This is a genomic window from Actinomyces oris, from assembly GCF_001553935.1.
In the GTDB taxonomy this organism is placed as follows: Bacteria; Actinomycetota; Actinomycetes; order Actinomycetales; family Actinomycetaceae; genus Actinomyces; species Actinomyces oris_A.
Genome location: NZ_CP014232.1, coordinates 2,386,997 through 2,402,941, shown reverse-complemented (window position 1 = coordinate 2,402,941; position 15,945 = coordinate 2,386,997). Strand labels below are relative to the sequence as shown.

General features: G+C 70.5%; 12 protein-coding genes. All 12 read right to left on the bottom strand.

The window, feature by feature from the left end; all coding sequences use genetic code 11:
• Positions 1-138: 138 nt before the first annotated feature.
• The 12 genes from AXE84_RS09625 to mraZ all read right to left on the bottom strand — a co-directional run bounded on the left by AXE84_RS09625 (position 139) and on the right by mraZ (position 15,791).
• On the bottom strand, positions 139-1,371 hold the full coding sequence (locus AXE84_RS09625; protein WP_236750046.1) for a cell division protein FtsQ/DivIB: 1,233 nt from the start codon (positions 1,369-1,371) through the stop codon (positions 139-141).
• Positions 1,368-2,942 carry a UDP-N-acetylmuramate--L-alanine ligase gene (murC, locus tag AXE84_RS09620; RefSeq protein WP_060957718.1) on the bottom strand — a complete coding sequence of 525 codons (1,575 nt, stop codon included), beginning with the start codon at positions 2,940-2,942 and terminating at the stop codon, positions 1,368-1,370. The genes AXE84_RS09625 and murC overlap by 4 nt, the downstream gene beginning before the upstream one ends.
• Entirely contained in the window at positions 2,939-4,198 is a 1,260-nt protein-coding gene (murG, locus tag AXE84_RS09615) for an undecaprenyldiphospho-muramoylpentapeptide beta-N-acetylglucosaminyltransferase (RefSeq protein ID WP_060957717.1), read from the bottom strand. Before murG ends, murC begins: the two co-directional genes overlap by 4 nt.
• Positions 4,182-5,711 carry an FtsW/RodA/SpoVE family cell cycle protein gene (locus AXE84_RS09610; RefSeq protein WP_060957716.1) on the bottom strand — a complete coding sequence of 510 codons (1,530 nt, stop codon included), beginning with the start codon at positions 5,709-5,711 and terminating at the stop codon, positions 4,182-4,184. Before AXE84_RS09610 ends, murG begins: the two co-directional genes overlap by 17 nt.
• Positions 5,708-7,267 carry a UDP-N-acetylmuramoyl-L-alanine--D-glutamate ligase gene (murD, locus tag AXE84_RS09605; RefSeq protein WP_236750045.1) on the bottom strand — a complete coding sequence of 520 codons (1,560 nt, stop codon included), beginning with the start codon at positions 7,265-7,267 and terminating at the stop codon, positions 5,708-5,710. Before murD ends, AXE84_RS09610 begins: the two co-directional genes overlap by 4 nt.
• A gap of 102 nt (positions 7,268-7,369) precedes the next feature.
• Positions 7,370-8,470, bottom strand: a complete 1,101-nt coding sequence (gene mraY / locus AXE84_RS09600; protein ID WP_010613663.1) for a phospho-N-acetylmuramoyl-pentapeptide-transferase — start codon at positions 8,468-8,470, stop codon at positions 7,370-7,372.
• Positions 8,467-9,918, bottom strand: a complete 1,452-nt coding sequence (locus tag AXE84_RS09595) for a UDP-N-acetylmuramoyl-tripeptide--D-alanyl-D-alanine ligase (RefSeq protein WP_060957715.1) — start codon at positions 9,916-9,918, stop codon at positions 8,467-8,469. Before AXE84_RS09595 ends, mraY begins: the two co-directional genes overlap by 4 nt.
• Positions 9,903-11,489 (bottom strand): UDP-N-acetylmuramoyl-L-alanyl-D-glutamate--2,6-diaminopimelate ligase, encoded by a 1,587-nt coding sequence (locus tag AXE84_RS09590; RefSeq protein ID WP_060957714.1) that lies wholly within the window; start codon positions 11,487-11,489, stop codon positions 9,903-9,905. Before AXE84_RS09590 ends, AXE84_RS09595 begins: the two co-directional genes overlap by 16 nt.
• A gap of 106 nt (positions 11,490-11,595) precedes the next feature.
• Complete coding sequence (locus AXE84_RS09585) at positions 11,596-13,395, bottom strand: peptidoglycan D,D-transpeptidase FtsI family protein (RefSeq protein ID WP_060957713.1); 1,800 nt, start codon at positions 13,393-13,395, stop codon at positions 11,596-11,598.
• Positions 13,396-13,401: 6 nt separating this feature from the next.
• Positions 13,402-13,866, bottom strand: coding sequence for a hypothetical protein (locus tag AXE84_RS09580; protein WP_060957712.1), 465 nt, complete (start codon positions 13,864-13,866; stop codon positions 13,402-13,404).
• Between the two features lie 108 nt (positions 13,867-13,974).
• Positions 13,975-15,102, bottom strand: a complete 1,128-nt coding sequence (gene rsmH / locus AXE84_RS09575; protein ID WP_060957711.1) for a 16S rRNA (cytosine(1402)-N(4))-methyltransferase RsmH — start codon at positions 15,100-15,102, stop codon at positions 13,975-13,977.
• A gap of 257 nt (positions 15,103-15,359) precedes the next feature.
• Positions 15,360-15,791, bottom strand: coding sequence for a division/cell wall cluster transcriptional repressor MraZ (mraZ, locus tag AXE84_RS09570; protein WP_010613657.1), 432 nt, complete (start codon positions 15,789-15,791; stop codon positions 15,360-15,362).
• Between the last annotated feature and the right edge of the window lie 154 nt (positions 15,792-15,945).

The window sequence follows — 15,945 nt, the reverse complement described above, 5'->3', positions numbered from 1 at the left end:
CGTGTGCAGTTGCCTGCGGATTCCCTGCTATATCACTGCAATTTACCTGCAATAAACCTGAAGGTCTGAGGTCACGTGCTGCTGCGCACCCCGCCGTCCCTGGACTCGCCACGCAGCGGCGGAGCAGAGGAACCGTTGTCAGGACGTCGGCGATGGCGCCGCGGTGGTCGTGGCCGCTGCGTCGGCGGATCGTGTGGTGGGGCGATGCGGTGAGGAGACGTCGTAAATCGATGCGGTGGTGGTCATGAGAGTCGCCAGGACGCGCGCCTTGAGCGCGTTGTCCTGATTGTTCCCCCAGACCACACTGGCCCCGCTGGACAAGGTCAGTGTGACCTGCCCCGCCTCTGTGGCGCTGCCGCTGCTCACCTGGGCCAGGGTCTCCGGCGTGAGGGAGCCCACCACCTGGGTGACAGCGGCGACCTGCTTGGCGGAGATCCTCAGTGGCCCCGATGCCTGCGCGGCGGGATCGGGCACGATGTTCACCAGGCCTGATGGCGGCTCGGAGACCCGCTCGAGGACCACGGCCTCGTTGTCGAGGACCTGGTAGCCGTCCGAGTCCTGCACGGTGGCCACCGGCACGCGCATCGTCAGGTGCACCCGCAACCCGTGGGGCCAGGCCCTGGTCACCTGCGCCCGGCGCACCCGGACCAGCTTGTCGCTGACCTGGGTGGAGAGCCGGCCGGTATCCAGCCGCAGCAACGAGTCGCCCTCGTAGGCGGCCAGAACCTCGCGGACCTGCTTGTCCGAGACGCTGCCGTCCGATCCGGCCACGGAAATCCTCTGGGTCTGCAGGCCCAGGAGGGGTGAGAAGGCCAGGGCCCAGACCACCAGGACGATGGCGACCACCACGACGGCGGCCCTCACCACCCGTCGCAGCCGCAACTGGCGCAGGGCGGCCTGACGCTCCTTGAGCCGATCGGCCAGGCCGGTGGAGACGACCCGGTCGTCTCTACCGGGAAGAGCCACCTGCCTGCGGCCAAAGACGGTCAGCTCGGTGCTCGACGCCGCGTCGGGGCTGGAGGAGTCCTGACGGGTACTGGTGGTGCCGGTACCCTCGCCATCACGACGCGAGACCGGCGAGGGACTGGACGCACCCCTCGACGTCGACGGACGCCGGGGCCTCGAGGCCGACCCGGCGGCTCCGTTCGGAGCCTTAGGGGCCCTGGCGGAAGCGCTCCGGGGCCGCTTGGCGGGGACCGCCGGCCCGGCCTGCTCGGTCCTGTGATCCGTCGGGGTGCTCGGCGCGGATGGTCCCTGCGCCGAGCGGGAGGGACGCGGACGCCTGGGGCCGGAGCGGCGCGGCGGGATGCTGGCCGGGGCGTCCTGAGCACGGTTGGAGCGCTCAGGACGGGGGGCCGAGGGCTTCCTCATGCCTGCTCGTCCCGGTCGTCGGGCGAGGGGGCTGCACCGCCCTCGCGTGCCGCCAGGTCGCCCAGTACCGTACCGGCGAGCTCAGTGACGTCGCCGGCACCGACTGTCAGCAGCAGGTCGCCCGGGCGCGCCAGGTCGGCCACCGCGTGCGCGGCCTCAAGACGCTCGGCGACGAACCTGGCGGTGCCACCGGGGACGCGCTGGGCGACCGTGTCCCCGGTGATGTCGGGGAAGTCCGCCTGAGTCTCCCTGGCGGGGTAGACGTCAGTGATGACAACGGCGTCGGCCAGGGCCAGCGCCTGTCCGAAGCGGTCGGCGAAGGCCCGGGTGCGGGAGAACAGATGCGGCTGGAACAGGACCAGGACCCGGCCGCCGCGCTCCTGGGCCACGCCCCGCGCCGTGCGCAGCAGGGCCTCGATCTCCGTGGGGTGATGGGCGTAGTCGTCGATGACGCGCACGCCGTCAGCCTCGCCCCGGTCCTCGAAGCGCCGTCCTGTCCCCCCGAAGGCCCCCAGCGCCCGGGCCATCAGGGCCGGTTCGACGCCGAGCTCGATGCCCGCTGCCCAGGCGCCGGCGGCGTCAAGGGCCACGTGGTCACCCGGAACGGCCAGCACCAGCTCCACCGGGCCAAGATGCGCCTCCTCACCCACACCGCCGGCGGGCTCGCGGCCAGTCGCCTTGGTGAGGGTCAGCAGCCCCCGAGTGGATGAGGCCCCACGTTCCTGGATGTCCAGGTGGACGTGCCCCTCCCCCACGAGCACTCCGCCGGGGAGGGTGTCGGGGCCTGCAAAGGAGTAGGTGACGACGCGCAGGCCCTCGGCGGCTGCGGACTGCGCCAGGCGCAGTGCGCCGGCGTCGGCGGCGCAGGCGACCAGCAGGCCCCCGGGCACCAGCCGGTGAGCGAAGTCGACGAATGCCGCCTCGAAGGCCTCCGCGGTGCCGTAGCTGTCGAGATGGTCGGGCTCGACGTTGGTGACGATCTCCACGCGGGGGGTGTAGTTGAGGAAGGAGCGGTCGGACTCATCGGCCTCGGCAACCAGTGCGGGGCCGCCGCCCAGGTGGGCGCCGGTGCCCAGGGCCCGCACGACCCCGCCGATGGCGAAGGAGGGGTCGGCTCCGGCCTCGGTGAGGGCCTCGGCGAGCATGCCCGAGGTCGTGGTCTTGCCGTGCGCCCCCGCCACGGCGACGAAATCCAGGCCCTGAGCGGCCAGCGCCAGAGCCTGGGACCGGTGGATGACCTCCTGATCCCGCCTGCGGGCCTGGGCGAGCTCAGGGTTGGTCTCCTTGATCGCGGTGGACACCACAACAGTGCTCCGCTCGGGCACATTCGCGGCGTCATGCCCCAGGTGGGTCGTGATGCCCAGATCGGCCAGGTGGTCGAAGGCGGGGCCCCCGTGGGCGTCGGAGCCGGAGACTCGGGCGCCGCGGGCGGCGAGCAGCTGGGCGACCACGCTCATCCCCGCTCCCCCGATGCCAATGAGGTGAAAGGCTCTGTCTGCCAGTGTGCGCTGATCGGCGCCGGCCGGCCGGTCGGCAGTGCGGGGGATGTCCTGGGGTGTCGTGGCGGTCATGCCGCGTTCTCCTCGTCAGTAGGAGTGTCATGGATGGAGGCGCACTGCCGGATGAGGGCGGCCAGGCGGGCCGCCGCATCCTGGACGCCGGTGGAGGCCGCGGCCCGGGCCATGGCGGCCTGCCGCTCAGGGTCGGAGATGAGCATGGCGAAGTCAAGAATGTCCGAGGGCTTGAGGTCGGCGTCGAGCACCATGCGACCGCCTCCGGAGGCCAGGACGTCAGCGGCGTTGAGACGCTGCTCCCCGTTGCCGATCGGCAGGGGGACGTAGAGCGCTGGAAGCCCCAGTGCCGTGATCTCTGCGACGGTGCCGGCGCCGGAGCGGCACAGGACCCCGTCGGCGCAGGCATAGGCCTGCTCCATCGTGGTCAGGTAGTCGAGCACGTGGTACCGCTCGGAGAGGTCCTGTTCAGCCCCGGAGGCCACTGCCGCCTCGAGGGCGGCGCGCACCGGGGCATCCTTGTCCTTACCGGTCAGGTGCAGCACCTGAAGCCCTGCGGGCAGAGAACCCAGTGACTCGCTCAGGACCTCGTTGAGGTGCTGGGCCCCCAGGGAACCGCCCGTCACCAGCAGCGTGGGCAGGTCGGGGTCGAGTCCCAGCGCCTGGGCGCCCTCGACACGAGCTCGGCGGGCCCCCTCGCTCGCGGCCCGCCGCGACACCAGGGTGGCGATGGCCGGGCGCAGCGGCAACCCCGTGACCTCGGTGCAACCCTTGGAAGCCCTGAGACGGGTGGAGGCGAAGGTCAGGGCCACGGCCTGGGCCCAGGAGGCCCCCAGCCGGTTGGCCAGCCCAGGGCGGGCGTTCTGCTCATGGATGACGACCGGCACCCCGGCCTTCCTGGCGGCCAGGTAGGCCGGGGTCGACACGTAGCCGCCGAAGCCAACGACGACGTCGGCCCTGACAGCCTCAATGGCCTCCGTGGCCGCGCTGATCGCCTTTCCCAGCCGGTGCGGCAGACGCAGCAGGTCACCGCTGGGACGCCGCGGCAGAGGGACCCTGGGAACGAGAGCCAGCTCCAAGCCGGCCTCGGGCACCAGCCGCTTCTCCAGCCCCTCAGCGGTCCCCAGAACGAGGATCTGCGTGTCAGGATCACCACCCAGGGCCGGGTCCCGCAGGGCAGCGGCCGTAGCCAGCAGCGGGTTGACGTGGCCGGCGGTGCCCCCGCCGGCCAGCAGTACCCGCAACGGCCGGGGCCGCTCCGAGCCGCTAGGACGCTCCTGCTGGGGCGAGCCTGCGCTCTCACTTGTCTCGGGCACGGTTCCTCCTTGGGACAATGACTGCCAGGGAACGACGCAGCGCCCCGGGACTCGTGGACAGGGCCTCCTGCGCGCCGGGTTCGTGACGCGCGAAGGACAGAAGCACCCCGATGGCCAGGAGGACCGACACCAGTGCGGTGCCTCCACGGCTGACGAGGGGAAGGGGGACGCCCAGCACCGGCAGCGCACCAGTGACAACCCCCATGTTGATGATCGCCTGCCCCACGATCCACGCCCCGATGGCCGAGGTCGTGGCCACGACGTACAGGGAGGTGTGGCGCCTCATGAGCCGCAGGCAGCAGGCTCCGATACCGGCGAACAGGGCGATGACGACGAGCGTACCCACCAGCCCGAACTCCTCACCAAGCACGGCGAAGATGTAGTCGGAGTCCGCCTGGGTGAGGTAGCCCCACTTCTGGCGCGACGATCCGGGCCCCACACCGAGCCAGCCCCCGGTCCCCAGCGCCCACATCCCGTGCTTGGGCTGGTAGCCCACGCCCATGGGGTCGGCGCCCTCGGGATGGATCCAGGCAGTGATTCGGGCGCGCCGGTTGGCGCTGAGCATGGAGGCGGCCGCGAACATGACGATGCCGCCGGCACCCAGGAGAGCGAACCAGCGCTTGCGCATACCCCCAACCCACAGGGCCCCGGCGACGATGATCACCAGGATGATGACGGTTCCCAGATCCTGTCCGCCGAAGACGCTCAGGATCGCGACGGCGACACCGCCCCAGCCCGCCTTCCACGCCCGGTCCCGGGGGCGCTTGTCCGCGTACCAGGTCACCAGGGTCCCCAGGACCAGGGCGAGGGCCACTTTGATGAACTCCGAGGGCTGGGCGGTGCCGACCCCCGGGACCTGGATCCAGTTGCGGTTGCCGTAGACGTTGACCCCGACTGGTGTGAACACCAGGCACTGCATGGCGATCGTCAGCGCCAGGAGCACCCACGCCATCCGCGGGAACCAGGACAGCGGGATGCGGGAGACCCCCACCATGCCCAGCGTCCCCACCGCAGCGAAGATGAGGTACTTGGCGAAGTCGGTGAAAGCATTGCCACCGGTGGCGGCCACGGTCACCGACTGCACGGAGAAGACCATGATGAGCCCGAAGGTCTCCAGCACCAGGGTGGACACGAGCAGGCAGTAGTAGGTCAGAGTCACCTGCTCGGAGCTCTGGGGGGAGTCGGACCCCTCGGAGGGACGCCGACGACGCTCCTGCGAGCCGCCATCGGTCTGGGGAGCACCCCCGTCCCAGGGTCTTGAGAGCCGCTCGCCCCAGTGAGCCAGCCGCTTGCGCCAGGCGTCACCCAGGCGACCGCCCGCTCCCGTGGGCCGAGAGCCGGAGGGCTTCCTGGTCTGTTGGGACGCTGTGGCAGCGCCCTTCCGGGGGGCGTCCCGCTCCGGCTTGCGGCCGGCACCGGCTGTCCTTGACGGGGCTCCGGTCGCCCGAGAGGCTCCTGCCGAGGAGGGGCTCGACGAGCGGGCGGCGGTGGCCGAGGTGGGCCCGGTCTTCACAGCCGCTCCTGGTCGCCGGAGGCGTCCCCGTCCCGGGCACCATCGCCTTGGGTGAAGGCCCGGGCGCAGGCGGCGAACAGGTCGCCGCGCTGGGCATAGGACGTGAACTGGTCCCAGGAGGCGCAAGCCGGGGCCAGCATGACGGTGTCACCGTTGCGGGCCATGGCGCCGGCGGCCTCCACCGCTGCGGCGCTCACCTGCTCGGCGCTGCCGTCGCTGACGCGAGTGAGGGGAAGGCCGGGGGCCTCCTGCTCCAGGGCCGCCAGAATGTCGCTCTGGTCCTTGCCGATGACGACGGCGCCGCGCAGGTGGGGGCGCACCGTGCGGACCAGGTCGAAGAACTGTGCACCCTTGGTGTCGCCGCCGCAGATCCACACGGCGGTCCCCTGCGGCAGGGAGGTCAGTGCGGCCTCGGCGGAGTGCGGGTTGGTGGCCTTGGAGTCATCGACCCAGGTGATGCCGTCCGCCTCGGCGACGGTGACGATCCGGTGGGCCCCGGGACTGTAGGCGCGCAGTCCGGCGGAGACCGCCTGCGGGTCAGCTCCGGCCGCCCGGGCCAGCGCGGCGGCCGCCAGGGCGTCGGCCAGCAGGTGCGCGGGCAGGTTCTGGACGCGTCCTGCCGGGGCGAGGTGCGCCAGGTCGGCGGTGGTGGCCAGCTCGACGCCGCTGGAGCGCCGCTCGGCGTGGAAGGCGCGGTCGACCAGAAGGTCCTCGACCATGCCGATCTGTCCCAATCCCGGTGCGGCCAGGGTGAAGCCGACGGCTCGACAGCCCTCGACGACATCGGCCTGACGGACCATGTCCTCGGTGGCGGAGTCGGCGAGGTTGTAGATGGCGGCGAGCCGGGTGCGGGAGTAGACCCGAGCCTTGTCCTGGGCGTAGGCCGCCAGGCCCCCGTGCCAGTCGAGGTGGTCGGCGGCCAGGTTGAGGCAGGCCGACGCCAGGGGCGCCAGGGTCCTGGTGGTGTGCAGCTGGAAGCTGGACAGCTCCACGGCCAGGGCGTCGGCGCTGCCGGCCAGCACCGCCTCGATAACGGGGGTGCCGATGTTGCCCACGGCCGGGGCCGTGAGCCCGTGGGCCGTCAGGATCGCTGAGAGCATGCTGACCGTGGTGGTCTTGCCGTCCGTCCCGGTCAGAGTCAGCCATGGGACGTGCGGACGCGCTGAGTCCTGCTGAATCCTCCAAGCCAGCTCGACCTCGCTCCAGGTCTCGATACCCGCCGCCGCGGCGCCTCGCAGGACCGGCCCGGTGGCCGGGACCCCGGGTGAGACGACGAGGAGCCTGGCCGGGGACTGCGCCAGGGCGGCCGCGGTCGCCTCGGCGTCGGCGACCGTCGTGGAGGCCACGGGGGTCTGCAGCATCTCGAGGGAGGACTCACGGCTGTCGAAGACGTGGATGCGGGCCCCCAGCGTGGCCAGGGCGTCTACGACGGCGCGCCCGGTGCGCCCTAGCCCGACAACGGCCACGTGGGCGCCGTCGAGCTGGTCGCTCAAAGACCCGCCGGGGCCGGTTACGGCGCTGGTCAGCTCACCGGGGACTTCAGTCAGGCTGGTCACGGTGCGGGCTCACGCTCCTGGTTCCTCACTTCTCCTGACGGGGCTTCCGGCAGGTGAAGACTGCTTCAATGGGTCGGGTCGCAGTGGCCCGGGCGTCCCGACTCATCCGAAGATGAGCTGGCGCAGGTACTCGGCGTAGAAGAGTCCGAGTCCCGCGATGACGCACAGGCCGGCAATGATCCAGAAGCGGATCACCACGTTGACCTCGGTCCATCCTCCCAGTTCGAAGTGGTGATGCAGTGGAGCCATGCGGAAGACGCGTCGGCCTGTTGACTTGAATGAGACGATCTGGATGATGTCGCTCATGACCTCGGCCAGGAAGAGTCCACCCAGGATGACGGCCAGGAACTCCGTGCGGGTCAGGATCGACAGGCCGGCGACCGCCCCACCCAGGGCCAGGGACCCGGTGTCACCCATGAAGATCTTGGCCGGTGAGGCGTTCCACCACAGGAAGCCGAAGCAGGCCCCCATGAGGGCGGCGGCGATCATGGCCAGGTCTCGCGGGTCCCTGACCTGATAGCAGGTGGTGGGGACCATGGTCTCGTGGCCGTAGTTGCAGGACTGGTTGGTCTGCCACACGCCGATGAGCGTGTAGGCGCCGAAGACCATGGCCGAGGCGCCGGCGGCCAGTCCATCGAGCCCGTCGGTGAGGTTGACGGCGTTGGACCAGGCGGTGATGAGGAAGTTGGCCCACAGGATGAACAGAATGAGCCCGACGACGCTGCCGGCGAAGGCCAGGTTGATCGCCGAGTCCCGGGCAAAGGAGATCCGGGTGGAGGCGGGGGTCAGTCCGTTGCGGTCCGCGAAGTGCAGGGCCGCCACCGAGAATCCGACGCCGATGAGCGCCTGCCCCACGATCTTCTGCCATGCCCTCAGTCCCAGGGAGCGCTGCTTGGAGATCTTCTCGAAGTCGTCCAGGAATCCGATGAGCCCGAGCCCGACGACGAGGAAGAGCAGCAGGACCCCGGAGGCGCGCGGTGTGCGCAGCTGGCTGAGATTGGCCAGGGTGTAGCCCAGGACAGTGGAGATGATGATGACGAGGCCGCCCATGGTCGGCGTGCCGCGCTTGGTGAAGTGTCCCTGGGGCCCGTCCTGGCGGATGAACTGTCCGTACTCCTTGGCGTGGAGGTAGCGGATGAGCAGGGGGGTCCCCAGCAGGGTGCCCACCAGTCCGACCACACCGGAGATGAGGATGGCGGTCATCGGGGACGAACCTCCTTGAGGTGGTCGGCCAGGCGCCAGGCGCCCGAGCCGTTGGAACCCTTGACCAGGACGGCGTCGCCGTCGCAGAGCAGGGCGTCGATCTGGGAGATGGCGGTCGCGGCATCATCGAAACCGACGACCTCGACCCCTCGCGCCCTGGCCGCCTCGAGTGCCTCCTGGGTGGAGCCGATGCCGATGAGCATAGCGGCTCCGGCTTGGGCCGCGAGCTCTCCGGTGCGCGCGTGATCGGCCGCAGAGGACTCCCCCAGCTCAAGCATCTCGGAAATCACGACGACGCGACGTCGGTCCCCGGCCAGAGCCGGCAGCACCGCCAGCGCCGCCGTCATGGAGTCGATGTTGGCGTTGTAGGAGTCGTCGATAAGGAGAAGATCACCACTGAGTTCCGAAATATCCATCCGGTGGGGGCTCTCGATGCTCACTGAGCCGAGCCGCTCGGCGACGAGCTCGGGGGCGATGCCCGCGGCCAGGGCCAGCCCCGCGGCGGCCAGGGCGTTGGACACGTTGTGCACTCCCGCCACGGCCAGCTGGACGCGGCGGGGCTCGGCGAGACCGGGCAGGTGGAGGTCGAAGGCCGCTCGGGCAGCCGCGTCCAGGTCCACGTTCTCGGCCCTCAGGTCGGCCTGTCGCCCTTGGGCGGAGAAGGTCAGGACGCGTGCCGGTGCGAGCTCGGCCATGGCGGCGGCGCGGGCGTCGTCGGCGTTGAGGATGGCGGTCCCGTCAGGCCGCAGGCCGGCGATGATCTCCGCCTTGGCCGCGGCGACTCCCTCGATGGAGCCGAAGCCGCCCATGTGGGCGTGGCCGATCATGAGGACTCCGGCCGCGTCCAGGGGGGCGATGTCGGTGAGGTAGGCGATATGTCCAGGCCCGGAGGCCCCCATCTCCAGGACGAGGTAGCGGGTGGACTCGTCGGCCTCCAGCACGGTCAGCGGCAGACCGATCTCGTTGTTGAAGCTGGCCCGGGGCGCCACCGTGGGGCCGGAGGCTGCCAGGAGCTGGCGGGTGAGGTCCTTGGTGGTGGTCTTGCCCACCGAGCCGGTCATCGCCACCACGGTGAGACGCTCGCCTCGCTCGGCTGCTGCCTGGCGCAGCCCTTCCAGGTGGGTGCGGGCCAGAGCACCGAGAGCCACTACCGTGTCCTCCACGAGGACGAGCCCCATGGTCGGCTCCTCGGCCTGCCCCTGGGACAGTCCGCTGCGGGCGGCCTCCAGGTCGGAGACGATGGCGCCGACAGCACCCAGCGCCCCGGCCGATCCCAGGTGGGCGTGGCCGTCGGTGCGCTCACCGTGAACGGCGATGAACAGTGAGCCCTCGGCGGCCTGGCGGGAGTCGGTGACGACCGGCCCGGTCACCGGCGCGTCCGGGCCGATGAGCCTGCCGCCGACGGCGGCGGCGATCTGACTCAGGCTGAGCCTCATGCCCGTCCCCATTTCTTCTCGACGGCCTCGGCCATCACGGGCGCGTCGTTGTAGCGGATGAACTCCCCGGCCATCTCCAGGAAGGGCTCGTGGCCCTTGCCGGTGACGATGACGGTGTCGTCGGGTCCGCACAGCTCGACGCCCCGGCGTACGGCGTCGCCGCGCCAGGTGGTGATCTCCTCGACGTCCGTCAGGTCGGGACGCACGCCGCGCACGCCCTCGAGGATGGCGTTGCGGATGAGCTGGGGGTCCTCGCTGCGGGGGTTCTCGTCGGTGACGACCAGAACATCGGCCAGGCGGGCGCACACCTCGCCCAGCATGGGCCGCTTGCCCTGGTCCCGGTCGCCGTCGGATCCGAAGACCACGATGAGGCGCCCCGGGGTGATGGGACGCACGGCCTTGAGGGCCAGCTCCATGGCCTCGGGGGTGTGGGCGAAGTCGACGATGCACAGGCCACGTCGACCGTCACGCTGGCTGATGCGCTGCATGCGGCCGGGGATGTTATGGGCACCGGCCAGGGCCGCGGCGGCCGTAGCGGCGGGCACCCCGGCGCGGATGGCCATGACCAGGGCCAGGGCGGCGTTCTGCACGTTGACGAGTCCGGGAAGGGGGCAGGAGGCCTCGATCTTCTCGCCGTCGGGCCCGTGGAGGGTGAAGGTGGTGGCGGAGTCGGTCAGGGAGACGGCGGCGTCGCTGACCCACCAGTCGGCGGGAGTCTCACCGGGGTAGGCGCGCACGCGGTCGATCTCGATGGGGGCCTCGGCGGCCAGGGCCGCCCCCCACTGGTCGTCGACGCAGACCACGCCGCGGCGGGCGTGCTCGGGGGTGAACAGCTGCGCCTTGGCCTCCAGGTAGCCCTCCATGGTCTTGTGGAAGTCGAGGTGGTCGCGCTGGAGGTTGGTGAAGCCGGCGACGTCGACAACGAGCCCATCGAGCCGGTGCAGGACGATGGCGTGGCTGGAGGCCTCCAGGGAGGCGGCGCCGACCTTGTCCTCCACGGCCAGGGCCATCATCCGCTGCAGGACGGGGGCCTCGACGGTGGTGCGCGGGGACTCCACGGAGCGCTCCCCCACGCGCAGCTCGACGGTTCCGGCCACCATGCAGCCGCCGACGTGAGCGGACAGAATGGCGTCGAGGAAGTAGGCGGTGGTCGTCTTGCCGTTGGTTCCGGTGACGGCGGTAGTGACCAGTCCGCGTGCCGGGTGGTGGTAGACCTCGGCGCTCAGGGGGCCGACGACGGCACGGGGGTCATCGTGCACGAGGACCGGCGTACCAGGAGCGGTCTCGTGAACGATCTGGGCGCCGTCGGCATCGGTCAGGATGGCAACGGCACCGGAGGCGACGGCCTGGGCGGCGAAGCGGGCCCCGTGGACGGTGAAACCGGGCAGTCCCACGAAGAGCTCGCCCGCTGCGATGTCGCCGGAGTCGACGCTGACCCCCAGGGTGCTCAGGTCGTTGAGGGCGGCGGCATCCTCAGCTGAGGCGGGAGTCAGGGAGAAGCGCTCGCACAGGGTGCTGATGGGGATGGGACCATTGGAGCTCGGCCGTAGGGCGGCGGCCGACTCGTAGGCGTGGTTGCTCATAGTTCCTCAATCTATCGCGACCTTCCACTGTCGATGTTCCACAAGAGCCCCTCCGGCCAACTTCGCCGAGGTGCTGGTGGTCACGCTCATCTCCCCATAGGCGGCCTCACTGGTTCGCGTCGCGCTCTCCCCCGGCTCCGTTGCGAGCGGCCTGGGCCGCCACGACGCTCGGGTCCGGGGCGATGTTGAGTGCCTGCATGGCGGCCAGCGCCACCTCTCGGAAGACGGGGGCGGCAACAGTGCCTCCGTAGATTCCCTCGGGCCGGTTGACGATGACTGCGATGGCCAGCACCGGGTCGCGGGCCGGCAGGAAGCCGACGAAGGAGGCCACAGTGGAGTCGTCACTGAGGATCTCGGTGGTTCCGGTCTTACCGGCCACCAGGTAGCCGTTGATGGAGGCGGACTCCGCGGTACCGCCCTCCTGGGTAACTCCGATGAGCATCTCGGTGAGGGTCTTGGCCGTCGCCTCGGAGATGACCCGCACCTCCTCAGGGCGCTTCTGCGGGCTCTCCTTACCGTCGGCGTCGATCCAGGCGTCGATGACGCGCGGGGCCACGCGCACTCCCTTGTTGGCCACGGTGGCCAGCACCTGGAGCGACTGGAGGGTGGTACCGGCCACACCCTGCCCGAACATGGTGGTGTAGCGGGTGCGGTCGTCCCAGGAGCTGGGCGGGTAGAGGATGCCGTCGGACTCCGCCGGCATCTCGATGCCCGTGGCCTGCCCCCAGCCGAAGCGCTTCATGTACTTGTAGCGGACGTCGTCGGCGAGCTTCTCGCCGATCTGCACGGTGCCGACATTGGAGGACTCCGCCAGGACTCCGGCGGTGGTCATGGTCTGGGTCTCGTGCTCGTGGGAGTCCTTGAAGGTCTGCCCGTTGGCCGAGGTCCAGGTGTACGGGACGGTCCAGGTGTCCTCGGGCTTGACGGCCCCCTCCTCCAGAGCGGTGGCGAAGGTGACGACCTTGCCGACACTTCCGGGCTCGAAGACGGCCTGAACGCTGCGGGCGGTGCGGTTCTCCTCGGCTGTGGCCGCAGGGTCGGAGGGGTCGACCGAGTTGGAGTCGGCCAGGACCACGACCTTGCCGGTGGCCGGTTCCATGGCCATGACGATGCCCCAGTCGGCGTGCTGGGCGGCAACCGTTTTGTCGATGGTCTCCTGGGCGATGGACTGCAGGTCGGGGTTGAGGGTGGTGCGCACGGTCACTCCGGGCCTGGCCGGTTCGTCCTCCTGCTCGCCGGTGGGGATGATGACGCCGCTGCGCCCCACCTCCTCGCTGCCCTTGCCGTCGGTTCCCGTCAAGACCTTGTTCTGGGTGAGCTCGAGCCCGGCCGCCCCGATGAGCTCGCGGTTGTGCTCGCCCTCGTGGGTGAAGCCCAGGACGTTGCCGGCCACGGTCCCGGCCGGGTAGGTACGTCGGGTGCGCTGGTCGGGCTCGACCCCGGGGATGTCCAGGGCCTTGATCTTGCGCCAGGTGTCAGGGGAGACCTCCTGGGCGATGACCTCGTAGCTCCGGTTTCCCACCAGCTTGGCTCCGAGCTCGAGGGGATCGACGTTGAGGATCGGGGCGAGCTGGGCCGCAACTGCCGTCGCCCCGTAGTCGACGACGACCTTCTCATTGGCGCCGGTGGATTCGTTGAGGCGCATCTCGGTGCGTTCGTACTGGGCGATGGCGGATTGGTTGACGCCGACGTCGTAGCTGACCGCCGAGGAGGCCAGGACGGTGCCGTCGCGCCCGGTGATGTCGCCTCGGGGGGCTCGGTTGACCCAGGTGACCGTGCGCTCGGCCTTCGCCTTCTCAGCCAGCTCGGGCCCCTCGACTGCCTGGACGTAGACGGTGCGCCCGGCCAGTGCGGTGAACATGAGCAGCCCTCCGAGCTGGAGCGCCTGACGACGCGAGGGATTCACAGGCGCCTACTTCCCGCTCTTGGCGGCGTGGGCGGGGGTTCCCTCGGTGAGCTGCCCCTTGTTGACGTCGACGACGCCGGGGGCGGCCGCGGGCACCATCCCGAGCTCCTTGGCGCGGCCGGCCAGCGCGTCGGGCGCCGAGGCCTCCTGCACCTGGGTACGCAGGGTCTCGACGTGGTCCTCGGCGACGTTGAGCTCGATCTGCTTCTCCTTCATCCGGTAGGCGGTGTCAGCCATCTTGGCGTTGAGGAGCATCGAGGTGATGAGAGCGCCGGCCAGCACGAGGATGATGACGGTCAGGAAGGGAAGGGATGACGAGGCGGCCTGGGAGGCGCCGCTGACGACGCGCAGCTGGGGCCGGTTGGCGGAGCCCGCCTCCGCGCGCCCCTGGGTGCTGGTGGTACCACTTGCCTGGGCGGTGCGCCGCGTCGCGATCGGGCGGGTGACTCGAGCAGTAGCAGTGGCGCTCATCAATGTGCCTTCCCTGTGTCGTAGCTGGACTGGTGTGGATGGACGATGGTGCAGTGGGATCGTTGACCGCCCGGGACGGTCCGCCGGCGTCTGAAGCGGCGGTGCCGCCTAGCTGCGGTGGCGACGGCGCGCGGTGCGTTGACCGCTCCGGTGCCCCGGCTCCCGGCCCCGACCGCCGGCGGGCACAGGCGCCTGTGGTGAAGGGGCCTGGTCGGCCGGACGCAGGCGGACGGCTGCCCGCAGTCGCACCGGTGCCGAGCGGGGGTTGTGGTCGAGCTCGCGAGCGTCGGCCTTCTCCGCACCGTTGGTGATCAGCTCCAGGTAGGGGCGGTCCGCCTCGGGGACGACCGGCAGGTCCTGGGGCGCCCGGGAGGTGGCCCCGTGGGCCAGGGCCCGCTTGACGATGCGGTCCTCCAGGGACTGGTAGGACTCCACCACGAGGCGCCCTCCCACGCGCAGGCTGTTGAGCGCCCGGGGCACGGCCCGCTCCAGGACGTCGAGCTCGGCGTTGACGGCGATGCGCAACGCCTGGAAGGTCCGTTTGGCCGGGTGCCCGCCGTTGCGTCGAGCCGCTGCGGGTACGGACTGGCGGACGAGCTCAGCCAGATCCTGGGTGCTGGTCACCGGCTGGCCGGACTCGCGGCGACGCACGATGGCAGCGGCGATGCGGGAGGCGAAGCGCTCTTCGCCGTAGGTGCGCAGGATGCGGGTCAGCTCGGCGGCATCGGCACTCTCCAGCAGGTCCTGGGCGGTCATTCCTGAGCTCTGGTCCATGCGCATGTCGAGGGGCGCCGGGCGGGCGTAGGAGAAGCCCCGCGAGGCCTCGTCAAGCTGGAGGGAGGAGACCCCCAGGTCCATGAGAACGGCATCCACGGTTCCCTCCGCACGAACGGAGTGCTCGCGAGCCACCCGGCTGACGGCGTCGTAGGTCGCCTGAACCGCGACGAAGCGGTCCCCGAAGCGGGCTAGGCGCGCCGAGGCCAGCGCGATCGCCTCGGGATCGCGATCGATGCCCACGACCTTGAGGGTCGTGAAGCGCTCGAGCGCGGCCTCCGTGTGGCCGCCCATGCCCAGGGTGCAGTCGATCATGACCGGCCGGGCCGGGGCGGTCGTCGACGTGCTGGAGACTGCTCCCTCGATGGCGGGGGCAAGTAGGTCCAGGCAGCGCTCAAGGAGCACCGGCTCGTGCCGGCCGACGGCGTCGGCGGCGGTTGCCTGCGCCTGTGATCTGGTCATGAGGCGTGCTCCTCTCTGGTGCTGGACCGGGTAACCGGCCGGTTCCCTGTAGCTGGTGGGTCTTCGACGTCCGACGCTCCCCGGCAGACCGGGCGGGGCGGCCATCTCGCCAGGACTCCTCCCGTGGTTCCGGCGCCGGGGAAGAGGCGTCGGACTCGACATCGGGCGGAGACCTCACGAGATGGTTCGCCAGAGCCCAGTTGGCGTCTGCGTGCGGCTTGTCGGGGGTGTTTTCAGTTGTCGACGAGGTCGTGGGGTCAGAAGAAGCCGGGGATGATCTCCTCGGCCGTGTCGGCGAAGACCTGTTCCTGGGCGGCCAGGTAGGTGTTCCAGGACTCGGAGTCCCAGATCTCCACCCGGGCGCCGGCTCCAATCACCGCCAGGTCCTTCTTCAGGCCTGCGTAGGCCCTCAGTGGTGCCGGCAGGGTGATACGCCCCTGCTTGTCCGGGATCTGCGAGTCCGCTCCCGAGAGCATGACTCGCACGTAGTCGCGCGCCTGCTTCTGAGCGAGGGGGGCCTCGCGCAGCTGGGCGTACATGCGTTCGAACTCGGCGGCGGTGAAGGCATACAGGCAGTGCTCCTGACCTCGGGTCAGAACCACTCCGCCTGCAAGCTCCTCACGGAACTTCGCCGGGAGGATGAGACGGCCCTTCTCGTCCAGCTTGGGTGCATGCGTCCCCAGGAACACGAGCCACCTCCTTCCCCTCGACAACCCGTGTGCCCCACCCTACTCCACTTCCCTCCCTTTTCTCCCACCCCTCCTCCTCGAGAGCATCACAGCTGGGTATCACCAACGACAGCACCACCGCCCCAGACCTCTGACTTTTCATTGGAATCACAGC